This window comes from Kosakonia sp. MH5 (assembly GCF_009935945.1).
In the GTDB taxonomy this organism is placed as follows: Bacteria; Pseudomonadota; Gammaproteobacteria; order Enterobacterales; family Enterobacteriaceae; genus Kosakonia; species Kosakonia radicincitans.
In genome coordinates this window covers 30255-55336 of record NZ_QODH01000014.1, presented here as the reverse complement: position 1 = coordinate 55336, position 25082 = coordinate 30255, and the positions used below count along the sequence as shown (strand labels likewise).

The 25082-nt window shown below is 55.8% G+C and carries 19 protein-coding genes and 1 pseudogene; 2 read left to right on the top strand and 18 right to left on the bottom strand.

Going from position 1 to position 25082, the window contains the following annotated elements; translation table 11 throughout:
* Positions 1 to 84 precede the first annotated feature (84 nt).
* The 11 genes from DK872_RS24550 to cysJ form a co-directional block, all read right to left on the bottom strand.
* Entirely contained in the window at positions 85 to 1686 is a 1602-nt protein-coding gene (locus DK872_RS24550; protein WP_035889473.1) for a gamma-glutamyltransferase family protein, read from the bottom strand.
* Between the two features lie 9 nt (positions 1687 to 1695).
* Positions 1696 to 2571 (bottom strand): ABC transporter permease, encoded by an 876-nt coding sequence (locus DK872_RS24545; RefSeq protein ID WP_079516918.1) that lies wholly within the window; start codon positions 2569 to 2571, stop codon positions 1696 to 1698.
* The gene (locus tag DK872_RS24540; protein ID WP_007373307.1) at positions 2571 to 3515 is read right to left on the bottom strand and encodes an ABC transporter permease; all 945 of its coding nucleotides are present in this window, start codon (positions 3513 to 3515) and stop codon (positions 2571 to 2573) included. The genes DK872_RS24545 and DK872_RS24540 overlap by 1 nt, the downstream gene beginning before the upstream one ends.
* A 20-nt stretch (positions 3516 to 3535) precedes the next feature.
* The gene (locus DK872_RS24535; protein ID WP_007373306.1) at positions 3536 to 5050 is read right to left on the bottom strand and encodes an ABC transporter substrate-binding protein; all 1515 of its coding nucleotides are present in this window, start codon (positions 5048 to 5050) and stop codon (positions 3536 to 3538) included.
* A gap of 12 nt (positions 5051 to 5062) precedes the next feature.
* The gene (locus tag DK872_RS24530) at positions 5063 to 6130 is read right to left on the bottom strand and encodes an ABC transporter ATP-binding protein (RefSeq protein ID WP_071920246.1); all 1068 of its coding nucleotides are present in this window, start codon (positions 6128 to 6130) and stop codon (positions 5063 to 5065) included.
* The gene (locus tag DK872_RS24525) at positions 6127 to 7140 is read right to left on the bottom strand and encodes an ABC transporter ATP-binding protein (RefSeq protein WP_007373304.1); all 1014 of its coding nucleotides are present in this window, start codon (positions 7138 to 7140) and stop codon (positions 6127 to 6129) included. The genes DK872_RS24530 and DK872_RS24525 overlap by 4 nt, the downstream gene beginning before the upstream one ends.
* Entirely contained in the window at positions 7137 to 7853 is a 717-nt protein-coding gene (locus DK872_RS24520) for a FadR/GntR family transcriptional regulator (protein WP_007373303.1), read from the bottom strand. The genes DK872_RS24525 and DK872_RS24520 overlap by 4 nt, the downstream gene beginning before the upstream one ends.
* Positions 7854 to 8626: 773 nt before the next feature.
* Positions 8627 to 9505: an NAD(P)-dependent oxidoreductase gene (locus DK872_RS24515; protein ID WP_035889476.1), complete on the bottom strand. Its 879-nt coding sequence runs from the start codon at positions 9503 to 9505 to the stop codon at positions 8627 to 8629.
* A 95-nt stretch (positions 9506 to 9600) separates the two neighbouring features.
* Positions 9601 to 10335 carry a phosphoadenosine phosphosulfate reductase gene (gene cysH, locus DK872_RS24510; RefSeq protein ID WP_007373300.1) on the bottom strand — a complete coding sequence of 245 codons (735 nt, stop codon included), beginning with the start codon at positions 10333 to 10335 and terminating at the stop codon, positions 9601 to 9603.
* Positions 10336 to 10443: 108 nt separating this feature from the next.
* Positions 10444 to 12156, bottom strand: coding sequence for an assimilatory sulfite reductase (NADPH) hemoprotein subunit (gene cysI / locus DK872_RS24505; RefSeq protein WP_007373299.1), 1713 nt, complete (start codon positions 12154 to 12156; stop codon positions 10444 to 10446).
* Positions 12156 to 13961 carry an NADPH-dependent assimilatory sulfite reductase flavoprotein subunit gene (gene cysJ, locus DK872_RS24500; RefSeq protein ID WP_071920245.1) on the bottom strand — a complete coding sequence of 602 codons (1806 nt, stop codon included), beginning with the start codon at positions 13959 to 13961 and terminating at the stop codon, positions 12156 to 12158. The genes cysI and cysJ overlap by 1 nt, the downstream gene beginning before the upstream one ends.
* Before the next feature lie 359 nt (positions 13962 to 14320).
* Here cysJ and queD point away from each other — a divergent pair, with 359 nt between their 5' ends.
* Positions 14321 to 14683: a 6-carboxytetrahydropterin synthase QueD gene (gene queD / locus DK872_RS24495; protein WP_007373296.1), complete on the top strand. Its 363-nt coding sequence runs from the start codon at positions 14321 to 14323 to the stop codon at positions 14681 to 14683.
* A gap of 43 nt (positions 14684 to 14726) precedes the next feature.
* Here the strand turns inward: queD and DK872_RS27680 are convergent.
* A pseudogene (locus tag DK872_RS27680) lies at positions 14727 to 14841 on the bottom strand (oxidoreductase); the annotation flags it as partial.
* Positions 14842 to 15039: 198 nt separating this feature from the next.
* Entirely contained in the window at positions 15040 to 15711 is a 672-nt protein-coding gene (queE, locus tag DK872_RS24490; RefSeq protein WP_007373294.1) for a 7-carboxy-7-deazaguanine synthase QueE, read from the bottom strand.
* Positions 15712 to 16094: 383 nt separating this feature from the next.
* Here queE and DK872_RS24485 point away from each other — a divergent pair, with 383 nt between their 5' ends.
* On the top strand, positions 16095 to 17204 hold the full coding sequence (locus DK872_RS24485) for an SDR family oxidoreductase (RefSeq protein WP_035889478.1): 1110 nt from the start codon (positions 16095 to 16097) through the stop codon (positions 17202 to 17204).
* Positions 17205 to 17261: 57 nt separating this feature from the next.
* Here the strand turns inward: DK872_RS24485 and eno are convergent, their stop codons facing one another.
* From eno to rlmD, 5 genes are all read right to left on the bottom strand, one after another.
* Positions 17262 to 18560: a phosphopyruvate hydratase gene (gene eno / locus DK872_RS24480; protein WP_007373292.1), complete on the bottom strand. Its 1299-nt coding sequence runs from the start codon at positions 18558 to 18560 to the stop codon at positions 17262 to 17264.
* Positions 18561 to 18642: 82 nt separating this feature from the next.
* Positions 18643 to 20280: a glutamine hydrolyzing CTP synthase gene (gene pyrG / locus DK872_RS24475; protein ID WP_090397545.1), complete on the bottom strand. Its 1638-nt coding sequence runs from the start codon at positions 20278 to 20280 to the stop codon at positions 18643 to 18645.
* Positions 20281 to 20632: 352 nt separating this feature from the next.
* Positions 20633 to 21424 (bottom strand): nucleoside triphosphate pyrophosphohydrolase, encoded by a 792-nt coding sequence (gene mazG, locus DK872_RS24470; RefSeq protein WP_071920244.1) that lies wholly within the window; start codon positions 21422 to 21424, stop codon positions 20633 to 20635.
* Positions 21425 to 21487: 63 nt separating this feature from the next.
* Positions 21488 to 23725 (bottom strand): GTP diphosphokinase, encoded by a 2238-nt coding sequence (gene relA, locus DK872_RS24465; RefSeq protein ID WP_007373288.1) that lies wholly within the window; start codon positions 23723 to 23725, stop codon positions 21488 to 21490.
* Positions 23726 to 23777: 52 nt separating this feature from the next.
* Positions 23778 to 25079 (bottom strand): 23S rRNA (uracil(1939)-C(5))-methyltransferase RlmD, encoded by a 1302-nt coding sequence (rlmD, locus tag DK872_RS24460; protein ID WP_035889487.1) that lies wholly within the window; start codon positions 25077 to 25079, stop codon positions 23778 to 23780.
* Between the last annotated feature and the right edge of the window lie 3 nt (positions 25080 to 25082).

The window sequence follows — 25082 nt, the reverse complement described above, 5'->3', positions numbered from 1 at the left end:
GCGCGATGCTTACCGGGCCTACGGTCTGAAGATCGAAGAGAATCACAGGCCGGATAAGCCAGGCACCATCCGGCATGATGCCCTTTAACTGACTAACGCTTGTCCATCTTTGCGGCTTTCAGTCGCCGCAACGTAGTGCCCTTCCGGCAGGCGATAGATCACCTGCGCGCCACCGAAATGATAGCCTTCCAGCGGATCTTCCACCGTAATCCGGTGTCCCCGCGCGCGCAGCCCGGCAATCAGATTGCGTTCAAACGTAGCTTCCACCACCACGTCCCTGCCCTTCACCACGCGCCAGCGCGGCGCATCGATCGCCGCCTGTGGGTTCTGCCCGTGCAGCATAATACGCAGCGCCATCTGCATATGGCCTTGCGCCTGCATCGGCCCGCCCATTACGCCGAAAGACATCAGCGGTTTGCCGTCTGCTCCCATCGCAAAGCCAGGGATAATGGTATGCAACGGACGCTTGCCGCCCGCCAGCGCATTCGGGTGTTGCGGATCGAGCACAAAACCACAGCCGCGGTTTTGCAGGCTGATACCCGTTTCGGGCACCACAACGCCGGAACCAAAGCCCATATAGTTGGACTGAATAAACGACACCATCATACCGCTGGCATCCGCCGTGGAGAGGTACACCGTGCCGCTTTGCGTCGGCGAACCGTAAACAAAATCGGAGGCCTTATCCGGGTCGATCAACGCCGCGCGGGCTTTTAAATAGTCGTCGCTGAGCAGCAAGTCGGCGGCGAATTCCAGATGATCGGTATCAGCGACGTAACGATCGAGATCGGCCAGCGCCAGCTTCATCGCTTCAATCGACAGATGCAGCGACTGCACCGAATCCGGGTCATAGCGGCCAATATCGCAGTGCTCAAGAATGCCGAGCGCAATCAGCGTCGCAATCCCCTGCCCGTTCGGTGGCAGCTCCTGTACTGAACCACCGGCAAACGCCTTCGAGAGCAGCGGAACCCAGTCGGCTTTATGGTTTGCCAGATCCGCTTCGCTCAGGTGCGCCCCATGCTCTTTCGCGAAAGCGGCGATTTTCTGTGCCAGTTCACCGCGATAAAACGCTTCGCCATTGGTCTGCGCAATCAACTCCAGCGTTTTCGCCTGCGCCGGGTTACGGAAGATTTCGCCGATCTTCGGCGCGCGCCCTTCCGGCGCAAAACAGGCGCTAAAACCCGGTTGATCTTTTAACCTGTTATAGCCGCGCTGCCAGAGCTCACCAATCAGCGGCGAAACAGGAAAACCGTTACGGGCATACTCGATCGCCGGCTGCGCCAGCGTGGTCAGCGGCAGCGAACCGAAACGTTCGGCCAGCGCCACCCAGCCGGAAACCGCGCCCGGTACGGTAACGGCATTCCAGCCGAGCTCCGGCACCGCATCAAGACCGGCAAACATATCCGCATTCCAGCTTGCCGGTGAGCGACCGGACGCATTCAAACCGTGCAGTTCTTTGCCATCCCAGACAATGGCAAACGCATCGCTACCAATGCCGCAGCCGGTTGGCTCCACTACCGTCAACGCCATCGCCGTGGCAATCGCCGCATCCACCGCGTTCCCCCCGAGCGCCAGCATGCGCATGCCGGCCTGCGCCGCCAGCGGCTGGGAGGTGGCTACTGCGTTGTGTCCCATCATCGGTGCGCGGTATGAGGCATAACCTACTTTAAAATCAATCGCTTTCGTCATCGAGACTCCTTAGTCGTGGCGTGGATCGAGCGCATCGCGCAGCCCGTCGCCGAGTAAATTAAATCCCTGTACGGTGAGAAAAATCGCCACACCGGGGAAAACAGACATCCAGGGCGCCTGCTCCAGAAAACCTTTGGCGGTATTCAGCATCGCGCCCCAGGAGGGATACGGCGGCTGCTGGCCGAGGCCGAGAAAAGAGAGGCTGGCTTCGGTGATGATCGCCGAGGCAATCGCCAGCGTCGCCTGAACGAGGATCGGCGACATCACATTGGGCAGCACATAGCGCAGGATTATCCAGCGATCCGGCAGGCCAATCGCCCGCGCCCCGTCGATATACTCTTCGTTGCGAATGGCGATCACCTGGCCGCGCGTCAGACGGGCGAAGATCGGCATCGCCGACAGGCCAATGGCGATCATTGCATTACTCAGGCTTGGGCCAAGAAACGCGCCGAGGGCGATCGCCATGATCAAAAACGGACAGGCCAGCAGCGCTTCGATAAAGCGTGAAATCACGCCATCCCAGATCCCCTGGAAATAACCGGCCAGCAGGCCAAGCGGCACGCCAATCACCACCGCAATCAGCACTGAGATACAACCGGCCAGCAACGAGGTGCGCGCCCCCCAGACCATACGCGACAGAATATCGCGCCCCAGTTCGTCGGTGCCGAACCAGTACAGCTCAGAGGGGGGTTTACGTACCGCCAGAAAGTTCGCTTTTACCGGATCGAACGGTGCGATCCACGGCGCCAGCAAAGCGATCAGCACAAAGATGCCGACAATCACCGCGCCAATCACCGCACTTTTGTTGGCGAGGAATTTCTTCAGTACCCGGTTTTCCGTACGCGGCAGCGACGCCACCACGCCCGTAGTGGTCAGTTCTGCCATTATTCGCTCCGCATTTTCGGGTTAATCAGCACGTACAGCACATCGGCCAACAGGTTGAGCAACAGGAAGCCAATCGCCACCACCAGCACCACGCCCTGCACCACCGCGTAATCACGGTTAAACACGGAATCGACAATCATTTTGCCAAAGCCGGGAATGGTAAATACCTGCTCGGTCAGCACCGCGCCGCCCAGCAGTTCACCAAACAGCAACGTGGTCAGGGTGATCACCGGCACCAGCGCATTACGAAATGCGTGCTTCATGATCACCGTTTTCGGCAGCAAACCCTTTGCCCTGGCGGTACGGATGTAATCTGCTTTCAGAACAGCAATCATGGATGCGCGGGTGTGGCGCATTAAGGTGGCCGCCAGCCCGGTGCCAAGCACCAGAGAAGGCAACAGCAAGGTGCGCAGGTTCTGCAGCGGATCTTCGCTGAAGGGGACAAAGCCCGACGCGGGCAGCCATTGCAGATTGACGGAGAAAATCAGGATCAACAAAATCCCCAGCCAGAAGTGCGGCACCGAGATGCCGGAGATGGCGACAAAGTTAGTGCCGTGATCGATCCAGCTATTCCGGTTCACTGCCGCCATAATCCCCATGCTGATGCCGAACAGCAGCGCGAAGATCATCGCCAGCAAAGACATCTCCAGCGTAACGGGCAGTTTGGTGGCGATCAGATGCGTCACCGTCTCCTGAGTGCGTAAGGAGACGCCAAGATCCCCCTGCAAGGCGCGGGTAAGCCAGTGGAAATATTGCACCGGGATCGGCGCATCCAGATTCAGCTCCGCGCGTAGCTGGGCGATCACTGCCGGATCGCGCTCTTCCCCGAGCATGGCCGTCAGCGGATCGCCGGGCAGCAGCTTTTGCAACCCGAAGACCATCATACTGACCATCAGCAACGTCGGGATGGCGAGCAGCAGGCGTTTGCATATCAATTCCAGCATGGTATCTCCTTACAACTCCGTTACTTCGCGAACGTCATACCTGCCAGGCGCACAATGCCATCCGGGTAAGGTTTAAAGCCCTCTACTTTTTTATTCAGCCCAAAAATGCGCGGCTCGAAGTAGAGATACGCAATCGGCATATCCGTTTGCAATTGTTTAACAACGTTCTCATACAGCCCTTTACGGGTAGCCGGATCGTTATGCAGACGCGCCTGGGTCAGCCAGTCATCGACCTGCGCATTGCTGTAGCGGCCATCGTTGAGGGTGCCTTTGCTGTGAATAAAGCCGAAGATGCTGCCGTCTGGATCCGGGCGGCCAGACCAGCCGGAGTAGCTGAGCTGGAAGTCGCCGTTTTGCTGGCGATCCAGCAGCGTGGCGAATTCGGTCATTTGCAGATTGACGTTAAAACCGGCTTCGGCGGTCATCGCCTGTAATACCTGCGCCACCTGCTGCGAAGTCGGGTTATTCGGCACCAGCAACGAAACGGTGATCGGTGTCTGCACGCCTGCCGCTTTCAGCAGCGCTTTGGCTTTTTCGACATCGCGCGGCGGCACCGGTAGGTTAATGTGATACGGGCTGACCGGTGAGAACGCCTGGTTCGCCGGTGTGAAGAGGCCTTCGAATACCACCTGGTTTAACGCCTCGCGGTCAATTGCCTGCGAGAATGCTTCGCGCACGCGCGCATCTTTAAACGGATCGTTAGCCGGGACTTTGCCGTTGTTGATGTTAAAGGTGATGCCCTGATACCCCAGCCCGGTTACCTTCGCCAGTTTTAATTTGCCGTCGTTCTCCACCGTTTTCACATCGCTTGGCACAATGCCTTCGCTCAGATCCAGATCGCCCGCGCGCAGGTTCGCCAGACGCACCGAGGCATCCGGGATCGGCAGATAAATCACTTTGTCGAAGTGGTAAGCGCCTTTGTTCCAGTAGTTGTCAAAGCGCGAAAGTACAATGCGATCCTGCGAGACGCGGCTGTCAAACTTGTATGGTCCGGAGCAGACCGGATGCGCGGCGAAGTCAGGTTTTTTCGCTGCTTCTGGCGCCAGCATCGCGCCTGCGCGATCGGTAAGCTGCATCAGCAGCGCCGAATCCGGCGTTTTCAGATGCAGGGTGATTTGCATCGGCCCGGTCACTTCCACGGATTCTACCGAGGAGATCTCGCTTTTGCGCAGCGAGCCAGGCAATGTCAGGGCGCGATCGAGGCTGAATTTCGCGGCGGCAGCGTCAAATTTCTCGCCATCGTGGAACGTCACACCCTCACGCAGGTTCATGGTCAGAGTTTTGCCGTCTTCGCTCCACGACCACTCTTTCGCCAGACCCGGCACCACTTTCAGGTTTTCATCGACGTCCACCAGCCGATCGCACAGTGAGGCGAAGACAAAGCGGCCATAGTAGGTGCGCGCCAGGTGCGGATCGAGCATGTCCGGATCCGCGCCTAAACCAATACGCAGCACACTTTCAGCCTGGGCCGGCAGCGCCGCGCCCAGCAACATAACACTTCCCAGAACGGTCAAAAGAGAATTACGCACAATCATTATTTTTTTCCTTTAAAGGGATGAGTGAGAGGCCGCGTGTTCGAACAGAGCACGGCGTCGCAGGAACGCGGCGGAGGGTGGAGCAATCTGGATGATCGTGCGGTCACGGTTGAGCTCCTGCCAGCGATGGCAGGAGACCTGGCGGCCGCCTTCAAGTACCTGAGCGATCGGTTCGCGTTGCCGACACTCATCGGTGACGTGCGGGCAACGGGTGTGAAAACGACAGCCCTGCGGCGGGCTGGCCGGATTGGGTAAATCCCCCTGCAACAGCGGCATTTCACGCTTGAGGCCGGGCTGGGTTTGCGGCGCAGAGGCGATCAGCGCCTGCGTGTACGGGTGTAGCGGCGCATCGAAGATCTCATCGACGGTCGCCATTTCGACGATCTGCCCGAGGTACATCACCGCCACGCGATCGCTCATATGGCGGATCACCGCCAGCCCGTGTGCGACGATGATCATTGTCAGCCCAAGTTGCTGCTTCAGGTTTTCCAGCAGGTTCACCACCTGCGCCTGCACCGAGACATCCAGCGCGGACACCGGTTCATCGCCCAGCAGCAACTTCGGCCCGGAAGCCAGCGCGCGGGCAATGCCAATACGCTGGCGCTGGCCACCGGAGAATTCATGCGGGAAACGCCGCGCCCAGGCCGCAGGCAAACCAACGGTCGAGAGCAGTTCGGCGACGCGCGCCTGGCGATCCGCTTTGCCCATTTTCAGATGCAGCCACAGCGGTTCACCGACGATCTGCTCCACGGTCATGCGCGGGTTCAGCGAGGCGAAGGGATCCTGAAAGATAATTTGCAGTTCGCGGCGCAACTGGTTTAACCGCGCACCGCTGGCGTGAGTGATCTCTTCGCCCTGGTAGTAAACGCGCCCTTCGGACGCCGTCAACAGACGTAACAGCAGGCGGCCCAGCGTCGATTTACCGGAACCGGACTCGCCCACAATCGCCAGCGTTTCACCGGGGTAAACGGCGAGCGAAATGCGATCGACTGCCGTGACAAAGCGTTTTGGCGCGAACAGGCGCGTCGCGCCGACAAAGCGTTTGCTGAGATCGTGGGCCTCAAGGATCGGTGTGCTCATGCGGTTTCTCCCAGCGCAATATGTTGTTCAAGGGGCACGCGGAAACAGGCCGCCTGATGACCGCGGCCCAGCGGCTGTAGCGGCGGTTTTTCCGCGTGGCAGCGGCTCTGCGCAAACGGGCAGCGCGTGGCGAAACGGCAGCCTTTTGGCATCGCTTCCGGTAACGGTACGGCGCCGGGAATGGTGGAAAGCTGGCCTTTGCGTGCGCCCAGCGAGGGAATCGAGCCCATCAGGCCGATGGTGTACGGATGCTGCGGATCGGCAAAAATCGCCTCCACGCTGCCCTGCTCGACCACTTGCCCGGCGTACATTACGGCGACTTGCTGGGCGACTTCCGCCACCACGCCAAGATCGTGGGTGATCATCAATACTGCCGTGCCGGTGTCGGCTTTCAGAGTGTTGAGCAGAGCCAGGATCTGCGCCTGAATAGTGACATCCAGCGCGGTTGTCGGTTCGTCGGCAATCAGCAGACGCGGGTTGTTAATCAGTGCCATGGCAATCATCACGCGCTGGCGCATACCGCCGGAAAGCTGGTGCGGGTACGCTTTCAGGCGCATCTCCGCCGCCGGGATTTGTACCTTTTCGAGGATCTGCAGCGCGATATCCCGCGCGGCCTGGCGGGAGACATGCTGGTGGCGCATCACCGTTTCACTCAGTTGATCGCCAAGGGTGAACGAGGGGTTCAGCGAGGTCATCGGCTCCTGAAAAATCATTGCCAGTTCATTACCGCGCAGATCCGCATATTCCCTCGGCGAAAGCAGGCGCAGATTGTGGCTACGAAACTGCATTTCGCCGCTGAGGATCTGCGCGCTGTTGGGCAACAGCCCCATCAACGCCAGCGAGGTAATGCTTTTACCGCAGCCAGATTCCCCCACCAGCGCCAGTGTTTCCCCGCTTTTTATGGTCAGCGAAATACCGTCCAGTACGCTAACCGGGCTACCGGCGAACTGGACCTTCAGGTTGTGCAGACGCAGGACGGGCGCGGGATCGTGAAAAGGAATAGTGGTCATGGCGTATCGTCCTCGAGATGAATGGCCTGGATCAGGGCATGTTGCAGGTCGAGCAGATGTTCACGCATCGCCAGGAAGGCCTCCTGCGGCTGACGCTGCCGGATGGCGTGCATAATGCGGTGGTGGTGATCGTTATAACGATCGACCTTCGCCGGAGTACGCGCCAGCTCCCGCAGATGATGCCAGGCGGGTTCGCGACGCACGGCGTCAATGGCGTCAAAAAGACCGAGCATCAAACGGTTTCCCGCCGCTTCAGCGATGGCCCGGTGAAAAGCGCTGTCCCATAGCTCATTAAGATCCGGATCGTCCGGATTGACGTTATCGATGCGTTCCAGCATGCGCTGCATCAGCGCCAGGTTTTCCGGGTTGGCGCGAAGTGCCGCCAGCCGCGCAAGTCCCGGCTCAACCTGCAAGCGCGCTTCCATCACTTCCAGCATATTGGTTTGTTGCACCAGTCCCTGGAGTGCCAGCGGCGCGACCGGTGCAGCGGGGCCAATAAACGTGCCTTTACCCTGCTTACGCCAGATCCGCCCCTCTTCCTCCAGTACGTCCAGAGCGCGGCGTACTTCTCGTCGCCCGACGCCTAAGCGTTCCGCCAGTTCACGTTCCGTGGGCAGTGGAGTCCCTGGTGTTGACTCATGTTGGTGAATAAGCCCACGAAGTTGTTCAAGCGCCGTACTGGAATTTGCCAGATAGCGTGACGGTTTTTCCATATTGGTTCATCCGTATTTCGCGTTATCTTTTTCTTTAATTACATGAAGTTAATTATTTAATCCGCGATGTGTCGCCCTTATAACTAAGCAATTACCGAACCAATTAGGTATTGGTTCGGTCATATTTTTGAAATTTTTGTTAATACTTTGATTTATTAATGTTTATTTTTTACGGGCGAAACGGAGGTCTGGAAGGGCTGTGGTTCACTGAGCAGATAATGCACAATTTTAGTGCAAGGAATGCACTAAAACGGGAGGGATTGCCCGGTGGCGTTGGCGCTTACCGGCTTACATTGTTGGCTGTGGCGCTGGCCAGATAAGGCGGAGCCGCCATCCGGCAATCGTGCCTCCGGGCGTTTTGAGATTATTGTGGAATTATTCCGTTCACCATGCGTGCGGGAGTTTCTGTAAACCTTTATGCGGTGAACGGGATAAGGGGCGCTTACCGCGCTCCCCTTATCAATCCCCGCGGCCCCGCAGGAAATCGGTGCTACGCACTACGCTCACCTCCCGGTCATCTGCCTGCAGTCGGCTCAACTCGCCCTCCATGGCTCGGTTCGCCTCTGGACGCCATCCAGGGCGTCCAGACCTTGTCATCTGCCCTCCGGCTCGCCGATTTCAGCGGGGACTCAACCCCATCGCTTCAGCTTTTTTATTCATCGTAAGAAAGGTGTCGCTACAGGGAAATACCCGGAGGCTATGGCGCTTACCGGGTTTACATTGTTGGCTGTGGTGTAAGCCGGATAAGGCGGAGCTGCCATCCGGCAGGTTTGCTAAAGTTGTCCGGCGCGGCGGGCGGCGGTACGCGCCAGCGCGGCCCAGTCCAGATGCCCTTCATCATGGGCCAGGCTTTCGACATGCGCTGCGCGCAGCGTACCGGCAATCGCCATTGGCACATTCACTCGCTCGGCGGCATCCTGCGCCAGACGCACATCTTTCAACCCCAGTGCCAGCTTAAACCCGGCTGGCTCGAAGGTATCGCTGGCAATCGCCTGGCCGTAACCTTTATAGACCGGCGCGGCAAACAGCGTGGAGGTGATTAAATCAATGAAATCGGTTTTACTGACCTCATGCCCCTGCACCAGCGCAACCGCCTCCCCCATCGTGCCAATGGCGCTGGCGATCATAAAGTTGACCGCCAGCTTCGCGGCATTCGCCTGCTCCGGCCGCGCACCAAGATACCAGGTCTTCTGACCGAGCACATCCAGCAGCGGCTGCACCTTTGCCAGCAGCGCGCTGTCGCCAGCCGCCAGAATATTTAACTGCCCCGCTTCGGCAACATTTACCCGCCCCAGTACCGGCGCGGCAAGATAACCGATATTACGCGCCTGGTGCAGTTGCGCCAGTTCTACCGCCAGATCGACAGAGATAGTCGCCATATTCAGGTGGATAGCCCCGGGTTTCAGCGTTGCCAGCACATTGCCCTCCAGCACGACGCTGCGCGTGGCGTTATCGTCCGCCAGAATGGAAATAACCACATCAGCATCCCTCACCGCTTCTGCGGCCGTTTCCGCTGCGGTGGCGCCCAGCGATGCCAGTTTCTCGCGCGGCCCGGCAGAGCGGTTCCAGCCCTGAACCTGATAACCGGCTTTGATTAGATTCGCGGCCATTGGCAACCCCATGGTGCCAAGCCCCAGAAACGCAATCTTCATCACAATGCTCCTGTTGTTAGGTGACTGTGTTTAACTATAAAAAAGGCAGGGATTCCTCCCTGCCTCATTGTGTTTCAAAGTTTGATGCTGCTCTGTCAGCCTTCGTGCAGCCCGCATTCGCGTTTCAACCCGAAGAAGCGCGTCTCTTCTTCCGCCATGCCCGGCTCCCATTTGCGGGTGGTGTGCGTGTCGCCTACGGACAGATAACCCTGATCCCACAGCGGGTGATAATTCAGGCCGTGCTTTTGCAGGTACTGATATACCGTGCGGTTGTCCCAGTCGATAATCGGCAGCACTTTAAATACGCCGCGCTGGATAGCCAGCACCGGCAGATTGGCGCGGCTGCCGGATTGTTCACGGCGCAGACCGGCAAACCAGGTTTGCGCGTTCAGCTCGGCAAGAGCGCGATTCATAGGTTCAACTTTGTTGATTTCATTGTATTTTTCAATGCCTTCAACGCCCTGTTCCCATAACTTACCGTAACGCGCTTCCTGCCACGCCGGGCTTTGCTCTGCCCGGAATACTTTCAGGTTCAGCTTGAGCTTGTCCGTCAGCTCGTCAATAAACTGGTAGGTTTCCGGAAACAGGTAGCCGGTATCAGTCAGGATCACCGGAATGTTCGGCTGAACCTGGTTGACCAGATGCAGGCTTACTGCCGCCTGGATACCGAAGCTGGAGGAGAGCACATACTCGCCCGGCAGGTTTTCCAGCGCCCAGCCGACGCGCTCTTCGGCGTTCAGCTTTTCGAGTTGCGCATTGGTTTCAGCAAGCTGAAGCACACGTTCAACTTTCGGCAGTTCATTCAGCGCATTCAGATCGAGTCTGGACATAAGTTCCTCACCGTGTTTATTACCTGATGGCACTTCACTTATCAGGCCTACAAATTACGCCAACCCCAGGCCGGATAACGCGTTTACGCCGCCATCCGGTATTATGCATTATTCCCAGAAATCGCGCGCCGGATCGAGTACCGGACGGACGATCCCGGCACGAATGGTGAAATCGCCAAAGCCTTCACCCTCTTCGCGCTCGCTTGCCCAGCGTGCGACCAGTTCATCAAGCGTCGCCAGAATTTCCGTTTCGGTGATATTTTCCCGGAACATACGCGGAATACGCGTCCCGATGCGGTTACCGCCAAGATGCAGGTTGTAGCGGCCCGGCGCTTTACCGACCAGACCCACTTCCGCCAGCATCGCGCGGCCGCAGCCGTTCGGGCAACCCGTGACGCGCAGCACGATATGATCGTCGCCAACGCCATGTTTCTCCATCACCGCTTCCACTTTATCCACAAATGAAGGCAGGAAACGTTCGGCTTCGGCCATGGCCAGCGGGCAGGTCGGGAACGACACGCAGGCCATAGAATTTTCACGCTGCGGTTTCACCGCATCCATTAAGCCGTGACTGCGCGCCAGTTTTTCGATTTTCGCTTTCTGGCTTTCCGGCACGCCGGCCACAATCAGATTCTGGTTCGCCGTTAAACGGAAGTCGCCTTTATGGATCTTAGCAATTTCCAGCAGGCCGGTTTTCAGCGGACGGCCCGGATAATCCAGAATACGGCCATTTTCAATAAACAGCGTCAGGTGCCATTTATTATCGATACCTTTCACCCAGCCAATGCGATCGCCGCGACCGGTGAATTCGTACGGGCGAATCGGTTCGAATTTGATCCCCGCGCGGCGTTCCACTTCCGCTTTGAAGGTGTCGACGCCAACGCGTTCCAGCGTGTATTTGGTTTTGGCGTTTTTACGGTCAGTACGGTTACCCCAGTCGCGCTGGGTCGTCACCACTGCTTCCGCCACCGCCAGCGTATGTTCCAGCGGCAGATAACCAAACTCGCTCGCGGTGCGGGCGTAGGTTTTCTTATTGCCATGTTCAATGGAAAGCCCACCGCCCACCAGCAGGTTAAAACCGACCAGCTTGCCGTTTTCCGCGACCGCCACAAAGTTCATGTCGTTGGCGTGCAGATCCACGTCGTTCTGCGGCGGAATGACCACCGTGGTTTTGAACTTACGCGGCAGGTAAGTTTTCCCCAAGATAGGCTCTTCGTCCGTAGTCGCCACTTTCTCGGCGTCGTGCCAGATCTCCGCATAAGCGCGAGTGCGCGGCAACAGATGTTCGGAGAGCTTTTTCGCCCACTCGTAGGCTTCTGCATGCAGTTCCGACTCAACCGGGTTCGACGTACACAGCACATTACGGTTAACGTCGTTGGCGGTCGCCAGCGCGTCCAGACCAACTTCGTGCAGCATCTGGTGTGCCGGTTTGACGTTCTTTTTCAGAATGCCGTGGAACTGGAACGTCTGGCGATTGGTCAGGCGAATGCTGCCGTAGATCGTCTTATCGTCGGCAAATTTATCGATCGACAGCCACTGTTTCGGTGTAATGATGCCGCCCGGCAAACGGCAGCGCAGCATCATCGCGTGGCGCGGCTCCAGCTTCTGCTCGGCGCGTTCGGCACGAATATCGCGGTCGTCCTGCTGATACATGCCGTGAAAACGGATCAGCAGGAAGTTATCGCCGTTGAAACCGCCGGTCAGGCCGTCGTGCAGATCTTCTGCAATCGTGCCACGCAGATAGTTGCTTTCGAGCTTCAGACGCTCGGCGTCGGCCAGTTTACCTTCGACCACCAGTGGGCCGGGATGTTTTTCACTCATTAGTAGACATCTCGCTGATAACGGCGCTCAACGCGCAGCTCACTTAAAAATTCATCCGCCGCTTCGGTATCCATGCCACCGAATTCGGCAATCACGTCCAGTAAAGCCTGCTCGACATCTTTCGCCATGCGATTGGCGTCGCCGCAGACATAAATGTGCGCACCGTCATTGATCCAGCGCCACAGTTCTGCGCCCTGTTCGCGCAGTTTGTCTTGTACGTAGACTTTTTCTTTTTGATCGCGGGACCAGGCCAAATCAATGCGATTCAGCACGCCCTCTTTAACGTAACGCTGCCACTCCACCTGATAGAGGAAATCTTCGGTGAAGTGTGGGTTGCCAAAGAACAGCCAGTTTTTACCCGGCGCTTCATCGGCCGCGCGTTGTTGAATAAAGGCGCGGAACGGCGCAATGCCCGTGCCCGGGCCAATCATAATCACCGGCGTTTCCGGGTTGGCTGGCAGGCGGAAGTTATCGTTGTGCTCAATGAACACCCGCACTTCGCCCTCTTCTTCCACGCGATCCGCAAGGAAACTGGAAGCACCACCCGCACGCGCACGCCCTTCCACTTCGTAACGCACCACGCCGACGGTGATATGCACTTCGTTTTCCACTTCCGCCTGCGAAGAGGCAATGGAATAGAGCCGCGGCGTCAGCGGACGCAGCAGACCAATCAGCGCTTGCGCATCAAGCTGTGCCGGGGAGAAACGCACCATATCAACAATCGGCGTTGTCGCAGCATAGTGCTGCAACCGGGCTTTATCACCCACCAGCGGCAACAACGTTTCGCTGCGCGTCAGCGTGGCGTAATTTTCCACGATGTTGGCGGTGTTGACCGTCAGCTCGAAGTGCCACTGCAACGCTTCAGCGAGCGGCTGTGTTTTGCCGTCAACCGTAACCGGCTCATCGCCTTTCAACCACAGCAGTTCCACCAGTTCTTTCACCAGGGCCGGATCGTTCTGATACCAGACGCCCAGCGCGTCACCCGGCTGGTAGCGCAGCCCTGAATCCCCGAGATCGATTTCGATATGGCGAACATCTTTTTCGGAATGACGACCGGTGATTTTTTGGTTCACGGACAAACTCGCCGTCAACGGCGCTTCTTTAGTATAGGGGCTGGAGAAAACCTCGTTCACCGCGCCCGTCGCGCTCGCCGCCGCCTGCGCCGGAGAGTCTTTCGGTACGCGAGCTTTCAACACTTCGACAATGCGCGCACGCCATTCGGCGGCCGCAGCCTGATACTCGACATCAGCGTCAACGCGATCCAGCAGGCGCTCCGCGCCCAGCTCAGCAAGTTTGCTGTCGAAGTCTTTCCCCGCCTGGCAGAAGAATTCATACGAAGTATCGCCAAGGCCGAACACCGCAAAGGCTGTGCCATCCAGTTTTGGCGCTTTTTTCGAGAACAGGAACTTATGCAGCGCAACAGCTTCTTCCGGCGCTTCGCCCTCGCCCTGAGTGGAGGCCACCACCACCAGTAATTTTTCGTTAGCGATCTGTTTGAACTTATAGTCACCGGCGTTAACCAGGTTGACGTTAAGTTTCGCTGCCAGTAGATCGTCGCGCAGCGCTTCCGCCACGCGGCGAGCGTTGCCGGTTTGCGACGCGGAAATTAGCGTAATTGCCGGGATCTCTGCGGCAGATGTCGGTACGGTAACTGCTGTTGCGGGCTGTTGGTTCAGTACGCCCCAGAAATAACCAGAAACCCAGGCTAACTGGGTGGGCGTCAAATCAGTGGTTGCGGCCTGAAGGCGCGCCAGTTGCTCCGGGTTTAGCGGCAGCAACGCGGAAGGTGGAGCCTGAGTTGTCATGCGTTGTCATGTTCCAGTAGCGAAAATTCCCCTTCGTTTTGCAGACAGACTTTTTCGCGGTCAACAACGCAAAAACGATAAGGGGATATAATTTTAAAAAACGAAGTGAAACTAAGGTTAACGGCGGGATAATAACAATTAAAGAAAGGTTGGAAATAATAAATAACCAAAAGAACTAACCTGTTTTAGCTATAGTTAATAACACTAAAACTGGTTAATTAACTTATTGAATTGTAATAATAAAATAAATGCAGGTTAGTAGTATTCAGCGCGTAAACACTTTTAGCGATTTTAGTTAATGCTAAAAAAGGTCATTTCCGCTACTATGCGGCGGTTTTTTGTCAGTCTGAGAGTGCATTATGTCGACCACGTTGTTTAAAGATTTCACCTTTGAAGCCGCTCACCATTTACCGCATGTCCCGCAAGGGCATAAGTGCGGTCGTCTGCATGGCCACTCCTTTATGGTGCGCCTGGAGATCACCGGCGAGGTGGATCCTTATACCGGCTGGATCATGGACTTCGCCGAACTGAAAGCGGCGTTTAAGCCGTTGTATGACAGGCTGGATCACTACTATCTGAATGAGATCCCGGGCCTGGAAAACCCGACCAGCGAAGTGCTGGCGAAGTGGATCTGGGATCAGATGAAGCCGGTTGTGCCGCTGCTGAGCGCAGTCATGGTGAAAGAAACCTGTACCGCAGGTTGCGTCTATCGCGGCGAATAAGCGAGTCGGTCATTTCTTCCCGGAGATGACTGACCGATAGCCGTTAGTGAGTCAGGAAGCCGCCATCCACGGCCAGCATATGGCCGTTGGCAGAACCCGCTGCGCGGCTTGCAAGAAATCCCATCAAATCCTGCTTAATCTCCCCAGCGGTTCGCCGGACGTTTTGGCTTTACTGCGGGCGATTCGCGTCATATTTGCTGAATAATAGCCCGACACCATCAACCTGAATTATTTCTTGTTAATAAACGCAGAGAATGATTAATGACGGAACGGGCTTTGAAACGTGATATGCAGCGCAGTGAAAACTTCATCAGATATTGCGCGGAAAAAACAACCCGCCAGGGCGGGCTGATTTATCAGGCAATGTTCAGGTATTTATGTGTCTGCATCGAGAGCCGCCAGTTGCGGGCGATACAGGTTTCAATACACAGACGGGTTGCATCCTCTTTCTGGCTGATAGGCTGCAAGGCAATCACCCGCGGCTTGTCATCGGTTAACTGCGCCAGCAGCTCGTCCAGCGCTTCGATATCACGCATACGCCCGACCGGATGCTTAATTTCATCCGCACGCTCCAGCGCCGACAACAGCACATCGTAGCCGCCGCGCATATTCACCTTCGGCGATACCGTTACCCAGGTGGAATGGGAAGCGCGCACTTCATGCGTGCCGCTGGTTTCGATCTGGCAGCTAAAACCGTTCAGCTCAAGCAGGCTGGTGAGCGGCGTCAAATCATGGATGCAGGGTTCGCCGCCAGTGATCACCACATGGCGCGCCGTCCAGCCCTGGCGCGCAATAATCGCCAGCAGATCTTCACTACTGGCCGCGCCCCATTTATCACTCTCTTTGGTTTTCGCAAGGATGCTGAACAGCGACACTTCCCGATCTGCAAGCTTATCCCAGGTGTGTTTGGTGTCGCACCAGGCGCAACCAACCGGGCATCCCTGTAAACGAATAAAAATGGCAGGAACGCCGGTAAAATAGCCCTCGCCTTGCAGGGTCTGGAACATCTCGTTAATCGGGTACTGCATAGTCAACTCTGATCAGAAATAAACGCTAATTATTGCAGATCCTGGCTTAACCTTCATAGCCTTTCGCGGTATTGCGCTTTTTCTCCACTGGTGACAGCTAAAAATGATGTAACTATCTATGTTTTTTCTTACACTTCGACGCAAATTGTCGTCGCTATTTCACGCTGTCAATAAAAATATAAAGCATTCAAAATCAATTAGTTATTTTTTTAACGTTTCGTGCTGGAATTAATTGTTCACTGCCGTTGTCGAACGCCAATCCCCTTTCGTACTTTCCTTAAAACAAGCTTAAGAATCCCCCATTTCCCACTCAGCTTTATTGATATGGCGTTTAGCTTTCCGTGCCTACAATCCGCCCGAGCAACGCTGGAGAGATAGCACTCATGAATACATTATTAATAACGGGCGTGACGGGATTTCTGGGTGGAGCGGTATTGGAAAAAATCCTCCACGGCAGTGAAGCCATAAATTTACTGCTGTTGGTAAGGGCAGAAGACAAAGAGGCCGGACTTGAGCGCGTTAAAAGCAACATGCGCAAGTTTGGTCTGACGGATGCAGAACTTAACACACTTAATACTTCGCAAATCCTGCCAGGGGATTTGGGCGAACCGGAAGGCTTCATTAACGATCCGGCACTGGAAAGCGTCACTCACGTGCTGAACTGCGCGGCTGTTGCCTCTTTTGGCAATAACCCGCTGGTCTGGAAAGTGAATGTCGAAGGGACGCTGGCCTTTGCCCGCAGAATGTCGCAGGTGGCGGGCTTGCAGCGCTTTCTTCACGTCGGCACAGCGATGTCCTGCACGCCGGAACCAGATTCACTGGTGCCGGAAAGCGCAGAGTTTCACGAGAATGCTGAGCATCTGGTGGCCTATACGCGCTCCAAATCGACCATTGAGCAACTGATGCGCCTGGAGTGCCCGCAGATGCCGCTGGTGATTGCCCGCCCTTCTATCGTCGTCGGGCACACGCATCACGGATGTCTGCCATCAACCAGTATTTTCTGGGTCTTCAGTATGGGGCTGATGTTGCAGAAATTTATGTGCTCGCTGGAAGATCGCGTCGATGTGATCCCGGTCGATTACTGTGCCGATGCATTGCTGATGCTGCTTAAAGGTCCGGTCGCTCAGGGCGAAGTGGTGCATATTTCAGCCGGTGAAGAGAACAGCGTGCGTTTTGCTGATATCGATAAAGCCATGGCGCAAGCGCTGGAAAAAGCACCGGTGGGCGATAAATACGCGCAGGTCAGTTACGAGACGCTGGTGAAGATGCGCCGCGAGCTGAAGGGTATTTTCGGCCCCTGTAATGAGCGGTTGATGCTGAAAGCGATGCGTTTGTACGGTGCGTTCGCCATGCTCAACGTGCGTTTCAGCAACGATAAGTTGCTGAGTATGGGCATGCCGAAGCCGCCTCGCTTTACGGACTATATTGCCCGTTGCGTACAAACGACGCGCGGGCTGACAATCCCGCAGCAGATGGAAGTAGATTTCAAATAGCCAAAAAAAAATGCCAGTCAGATGACTGGCATTTTTCTTTTCATCAAGGCTTAGCGATTACGCCTGACCTTTGATCTCTTTACGACCGTTGAACGGAGCTTGTTCACCCAGCGCTTCTTCGATACGAATCAGCTGGTTGTATTTAGCAACGCGGTCAGAACGGCTCATAGAACCAGTTTTGATCTGGCCAGCAGCGGTACCAACAGCCAGGTCAGCGATGGTAGCGTCTTCAGTTTCGCCAGAACGGTGAGAGATGACAGCGGTGTAGCCAGCGTCTTTCGCCATTTTGATCGCAGCCAGAGTTTCGGTCAGAGAACCGATCTGGTTGAATTTGATCAGGATGGAGTTAACGATGCCTTTTTCGATGCCTTCTTTCAGGATCTTGGTGTTGGTTACGAACAGATCGTCACCAACCAGCTGGATTTTGTCGCCCAGTACTTTGGTCTGGTATGCGAAGCCAGCCCAGTCAGATTCGTCCAGACCATCTTCGATAGAAACGATCGGATACTGTTTGGTCAGATCTTCCAGGAAGTGAGTGAACTCTTCGGAGGTGAACGCTTTGTTGCCTTCGCCAGCCAGAACGTATTTACCGTCTTTGTAGAATTCAGACGCTGCGCAGTCCATCGCCAGAGTGATGTCTTTGCCCAGTTCGTAGCCCGCAGCTTTTACCGCTTCAGCGATAACAGCCAGTGCTTCGGCGTTAGAACCCAGGTTCGGCGCGTAGCCGCCTTCGTCACCAACAGCAGTGTTCATGCCTTTGGATTTCAGAACTTTTGCCAGGTTATGGAACACTTCTGAACCCATACGTACAGCTTCTTTCAGGCTTTTCGCGCCAACCGGCTGAATCATGAATTCCTGAATGTCGACGTTGTTATCAGCGTGCTCACCACCGTTGATGATGTTCATCATCGGAACCGGCATGGAGTATTTGCCCGGGGTGCCGTTCAGTTCAGCAATGTGAGCGTACAGCGGCAGGCCTTTAGAAGCAGCAGCAGCTTTAGCAACAGCCAGAGACACGGCCAGGATTGCGTTTGCACCGAAGTTAGATTTGTTTTCGGTACCGTCCAGATCGATCATGATCTTATCGATGCCAGCCTGGTCTTTTGCATCTTTACCCAGGATTGCCTGAGCGATCGGGCCGTTTACCGCGCCAACCGCTTTCAGTACGCCTTTACCCATGAAACGGGATTTGTCGCCATCGCGCAGTTCCAGCGCTTCGCGGGAACCAGTAGAAGCACCTGACGGCGCAGCCGCCAGACCTACGAAACCACCTTCCAGGTGTACTTCGGCTTCAACAGTCGGGTTACCACGGGAGTCGATGATTTCACGACCGATGACTTTAACGATTTTGGACATTAGGTTTTCCTCAGTACAAGTTAAACTAAAACTCCAGACAAACAACGCGTACCAAAGGTACGCGTTGTCGTTGTAACTTTTTTTACTTCGCCTGACGCTTTTGATGCTCGCTGGCGGCTTTCACAAAGCCTGCAAACAGCGGATGTCCATCACGCGGCGTAGAAGTAAACTCCGGATGGAACTGACAGGCGACGAACCATGGATGATTCGGCACCTCGATGATCTCGACCAACTGATCATCCCCGGAACGGCCCGCAACACGCAGACCCGCAGCTTCAATTTGTTTCAACAGCATATTGTTGACTTCGTAACGGTGGCGATGGCGTTCAACGATAGTCGATGCGCCGTAAAGCTGGCGAACCAGGCTGTCATCGCCAAGCTGGCACTGCTGTGCACCAAGGCGCATCGTACCGCCGAGATCGCTCTTCTCAGAACGCTGCTCAACGTTGCCATCTTCATCACGCCACTCGGTAATCAACGCCACAACCGGGTATTTACAGTCTGGCACAAATTCCGTGGAGTTGGCGTTCTCCATCCCGACCACGTTACGTGCAAATTCAATCAACGCAACCTGCATACCCAGGCAAATTCCCAGGTAAGGAATATTGTTTTCACGCGCATAGCGTGCGGTGGCGATCTTGCCTTCCACACCGCGGTAACCGAAACCGCCAGGGATGAGGATTGCATCCAGATCTTTCAGAATTTCCACACCGCGCGTTTCAACATCCTGCGAATCAATCAGCTTGATGTTGACGGTGACACGGTTTTTCAGACCACCATGCTTCAGCGCTTCGATCACCGATTTGTAGGCATCCGGCAGTTCAATGTACTTGCCGACCATACCGATGGTGACTTCACCTGACGGATTCGCTTCTTCATAGATAACCTGTTCCCATTCGGCCAGGTTTGCTTCCGGACAGTTCAAGCTGAATCGTTTACAAATATAATCGTCCAGCCCCTGGGATTTCAACAGGCCCGGGATTTTATAAATAGAATCGACGTCTTTCAGAGAAATCACTGCTTTTTCTGGAACGTTACAGAACAAAGCAATTTTCGCACGTTCGTTAGCAGGAACGGCACGATCGGAACGACAAATCAGGATATCCGGCTGAATACCGATGGAAAGCAGCTCTTTCACAGAGTGCTGTGTCGGCTTGGTTTTCACTTCACCCGAAGCGGCCATGTACGGCACCAGCGTCAGGTGCATGTAGAGTGTGCGCTCACGGCCCACTTCTACAGCCATCTGACGAATAGCTTCAAGGAACGGCAGGGATTCGATATCACCCACAGTACCGCCGATTTCAACCAGCGCGACATCGTGGCCTTCGCCACCTTCAATGATGCGCTCTTTGATAGCGTTAGTGATGTGCGGAATAACCTGTACGGTCGCGCCCAGATAGTCGCCACGACGCTCTTTACGCAGAACCTCGGAGTAAATGCGACCGGTGGTGAAGTTGTTGCGACGCGTCATTTTGGTGCGAATGAAGCGCTCGTAGTGACCCAAATCAAGATCGGTTTCAGCGCCATCTTCGGTAACGAACACTTCGCCATGCTGGATTGGGCTCATAGTCCCCGGATCGACGTTAATATACGGATCCAGTTTCATCATAGTGACGTTAAGGCCACGAGCTTCGAGAATGGCTGCCAGGGAGGCTGCGGCAATGCCTTTACCCAGAGAGGATACGACCCCGCCGGTCACAAAAATATAGTTCGTTGTCATGCTGAACCTGAGAAGTTAGGTTTAAAAGACGATGGAATAACCAGGACGGGAAAGCAGTATACCCGATCATGGCTGAGGCCACAAACTTTCATTCTCCCTCTCCTTCGTTCTTCAGGCCGCATCTGCCCTGGCTTCATTCGCCCATCCCGGACGCACGGCATGGCGATGCGCCCAGGGATTTTCTCAGTTGCCGCCTTGACGCGCCCCGAGTAAGTCGAAGAGGCGCTTCTCAAAGCGTTCTGGCAGATATAAGGAGTGTGAAAATAGCCGCTTTCAGGTAAATGTTTTTGACGTAAATCAAGCGCTTGTTATTTAAAAAATCACACAAATGGCGCTTACTGGAACAATTCCGTTAAAGATCATGTTCCTGGCGTTTTACCTGTTGCCAGACATTTTCCATTGTTTCCAGATCCACACCGGTCATTTCCAGCCCGCGCTCGCGGACAATTCGCTCCACCTCGCGGAAACGACGCTCAAATTTCAGGTTCGCTTTTTGCAGCGCGACTTCCGCTTTTACCCCCAGATGGCGCGACAGATTTACCGTAGCAAACAGTAAATCGCCGACCTCTTCTTCCAGTCTTGCCTCATCCACAACGGCCTGTTTCGCTTCGTCCATCACTTCATCGATCTCTTCATACACCTTATCGAGCACCGGGCCCAGCGACGTCCAGTCAAAGCCAACGCCGGAGCAGCGTTTCTGGATTTTATGCGCGCGCATCAGCGCAGGCAGGCTGTGGGGAATGTCGTCCAGTGCCGAGAGCTGCGCTTTCTCAGCACGTTCTTCGGTTTTGATTTGCTCCCAGCGCGCCAGCACTTCCGTGCTGTTTCCGGCAATGGCGTCGCCAAAAATATGCGGGTGACGGCGCTCCAGTTTGTCGCTAATCGCCGCGCAGACATCGTTAAAATCAAAGCGTCCCTCTTCCTGCGCCATCTGCGCGTAAAACACCACCTGGAACAGCAGATCGCCCAGTTCACCGCGCAGATCGTCAAAATCTTCCCGGTTGATAGCGTCCAGCACTTCGTACGTCTCTTCCAGCGTATAGGGTGCAATGGTGGCGTAGGTTTGTTCTTTGTCCCACGGGCAGCCGGTTTCCGGGTCGCGCAGGCGTTGCATAATCCCGAGCAGACGATCGATTTGAGTCATGAGTCTTCCTGGTAAAAAATGGGATCCTCTCCGCTGACGGGAGAGGATCGGATGAAGTGAAAATCAGCCACCGTGCAGACGACGGGCGTCGATAACGTCCGGCACCTGGTTGAGTTTGCCAAGCACGCGGCCCAGCACCTGCAGGTTGTAGATTTCGATATTCATATCGATGGTGGCAAGCTGTTCTTTGGTGTCGCTGCGGCTGGCAACGCCCAGCACGTTCACCTTCTCATTGGCGAGAATGGTGGTGATATCGCGCAGCAGGCCGCTACGGTCGTTTGCCGTCACGCGCACTACCAGCGAGTAACCCGCCGAGTAGCTCTCGCCCCAGACGGCATCCACGATGCGCTCCGGCGCAACGGTGCGCAGCTCTTCCAGTTGATCGCAGTCGGCGCGATGGATCGAGATCCCGCGTCCCTGAGTGATAAAGCCGACGATTTCATCGCCCGGAATCGGCTGGCAGCAGCGCGCAATGTGATGCATCAGATTACCAACGCCTTCCACCACCACACGACCATTGTCTTTGCTGCGGCTTTGCGGCGCATACGTTTTCTGCTGCAACTGTTTCAGCGCGGCGGCGTCCTGCTCTTCGGCGCTCGGTTTATTGAACTGCGATTGCAGGAAGTTCACCATCTGATTAAGACGGATATCGCCACCGCCAATCGCCGCCAGCAACTCTTCCAGTTCGTTAAAGTTGTAACGCGGCAGCAGATGTTTTTCCGCCTCTTTCAGGCTGATCCCCAGATGCGCCAGCTCATCGTCGAGGATCTGCCGTCCGGCAAGAATGTTTTTGTCACGATCCTGCTTGCGGAACCAGGCGTGGATCTTCGAACGCCCACGGCTGGTCGTCACATAGCCGAGGTTTGGATTCAGCCAGTCGCGGCTTGGATTCGGCTGCTTCTGGGTGATAATTTCGACCTGGTCGCCCATCTGCAACTGGTAAGTAAAGGGAACGATGCGCCCGCCGATCTTCGCGCCAATGCAACGATGCCCTACGTCGCTGTGAATGTGGTAGGCAAAGTCCAGCGGCGTGGAGCCCGCAGGCAGATCGACCACATCGCCCTTCGGCGTAAACACATACACCCGATCGTCAAAGACCTGGCTGCGAACTTCATCTAGCATTTCGCCGGAATCGGCCATCTCTTCCTGCCAGGCGATCAGTTTACGCAGCCATGCGATCCTGTCTTCATGCGCTGAACGCGGGCTGCCAGCAACTGCCGTCCCCTCTTTGTACTTCCAGTGCGCGGCGACGCCCAGTTCGGCATCTTCATGCATCTGGCGCGTACGAATCTGGATTTCAACGGTTTTCCCGCCCGGCCCCAGTACTACCGTATGAATAGACTGATAACCGTTTGGCTTCGGGTTGGCGACGTAATCGTCAAACTCATCCGGCAGGTGACGGTAATGGGTATGCACAATCCCCAGCGCGGCATAACAGTCCTGCAAGCGTTCAGCAACAATACGCACAGCGCGCACATCAAACAGTTCGTCAAAAGCGAGATGTTTTTTCTGCATCTTCCGCCAGATGCTGTAGATGTGCTTTGGCCGGCCGTAGACCTCAGCTTTGACGCCTTCGGTTTTCATTTCGGCGCGCAGATGGCCGACAAACTCGTCAATATAGTGTTCGCGATCGATACGGCGTTCATGCAGCAGCTTGGCAATGCGCTTGTATTCAGCCGGATGCAGGTAGCGGAAGCAGTAATCCTCCAGCTCCCATTTCAGTTGCCCGATGCCCAGCCGGTTCGCCAGCGGCGCATAGATGTTGGTACACTCTTTCGCCGCCAGTACGCGTTCATCTTCTGGCGCATCTTTTACTTCACGCAGATGCGCGATACGTTCGGCCAGCTTAATAACCACGCAGCGGAAATCATCAACCATCGCCAGCAGCATGCGGCGAACGTTATCGACCTGTTCAGAAGAGACGGAATCCGTATGCGTGGCTTTCAACTGGCGGATGGCGGCCATATCACGCACGCCGTGGATCAGGTTGACCACCGAGGTGCCGACGCTTTCACTCAGCACCTCTTCGCTCACCACTTCGGCATCGGCCAGCGGGAACAGCAGCGCCGCGCGCAGCGTGTCGATATCCATACTCAGCATGGAGAGAATTTCTACCATCTCAATGCCGCGCCACAACACTACGCCAGCATCCGGATGCCCCTGCGTTTGTCGCAGACAATATTCCCAGGTTTCGGTTAAGCGTTCACACGACGGTTGACTGGTGATCCCCAGACTGGCAATCCATTTGGCTGGATCGAATTCACCCGCTTTGTTCAAATGAGCACTGCGTACCGCAACCATTGTCCTCTCCTTTCAGGGACCGGGCCTGCCGAATTCGACAAGCCGAAATTAATCATTTGTTTTTCACAAACAACACCATCGATTCCAGATGGCCAGTGTGTGGAAACATGTCCAGCATCGCCAGCCGCTGAATCTGGTAACCTGCATTTAATAGCGCTTCACTGTCACGGGCAAGCGTGGCGGGGTTACAGGAAACGTACACCACTCTGCCGGGAGACAATTTTATAATATGTCGCATCACCCCGGCAGCACCTGCACGCGCGGGATCGAGCAACACCTTATCAAATCCCTGGCTCGCCCAGGGTTGCTGAGTGACATCATCCTCCAGATTTTCATGAAAGAATGTCACATTCTGCAAGCCATTCTGTTGCGCATTCTCCTGCGCTTTCGCCACCAGATCGGCGACGCCCTCCACCCCAACGACACTTAACGCGCGCCGCGCCAGCGGCAGAGTGAAATTTCCCATACCGCAGAACAGATCCAGTACGCGGTCGCCGGGCTGGATATCAAGCCACGCCAGCGCATGGGCCACCATCTGCTGATTGACGCCATCGTTGACCTGAATAAAGTCCCGCGGGCTGAACATTAAGCGTAGCCCGTCGGAGCTGTACCAGGGGGATTCTCCGCTAACGTGTTCAAGTATCTCGCTTTGTGGCGCGAGGTACAGCGCAATCCCCTGAGAATGCGAAAAACGTTCCAGTTTTTCTTTATCCGTGTGACTTAATGGCGCCGTGTGCCGCAAAACCATCAGCGGGCCATTGTCGGCCTCCACCAGTTCGACGTGCCCCAGATGGCGCATGGCTCCAAGCCCCGCCAGACATTCACGCAGCGGCGCCAGCATTGCCTCAAGACGGGGCACCAGTACCGGGCAACGCGTCACATTGATAATGTCGCTGTCACCCGCTTTGCGAAACCCCATATCCAGACGCTGCGTTTTCGGTTGCCAACTGAGGCTCAAACGCGCCCGACGGCGATATCCCCAGGGCTGTGCGGCGATCACCTCGTCAACATCCTGTTTCATCAATCGCGCCAGCGCCGCGCTTTTACTGCGCTGTTGCAGGGCGACACTGGCATGTTGCTGCTGGCACCCGCCACAAACGCCAAAATGCGGACATTCCGGTTTCACGCGCTCCGGGCTGTCATTCAGGCGACGTTTTACTTCCCCACGGGCAAACTGACGTTTTTCCTCTTTGAGGGTAATTTCCGCCGTTTCCGCCGGTAATAGTCCGGGGATAAACAACGCTTTACCATTATGGCGAGCAACACCCTGACCAAAGGGATCGAGGTCAGTTACCGTGACGGTAATGCGCTCACGAGTCGTCACGCGTCGTTTTGCAGAGTAGAATTGCGCCATTGC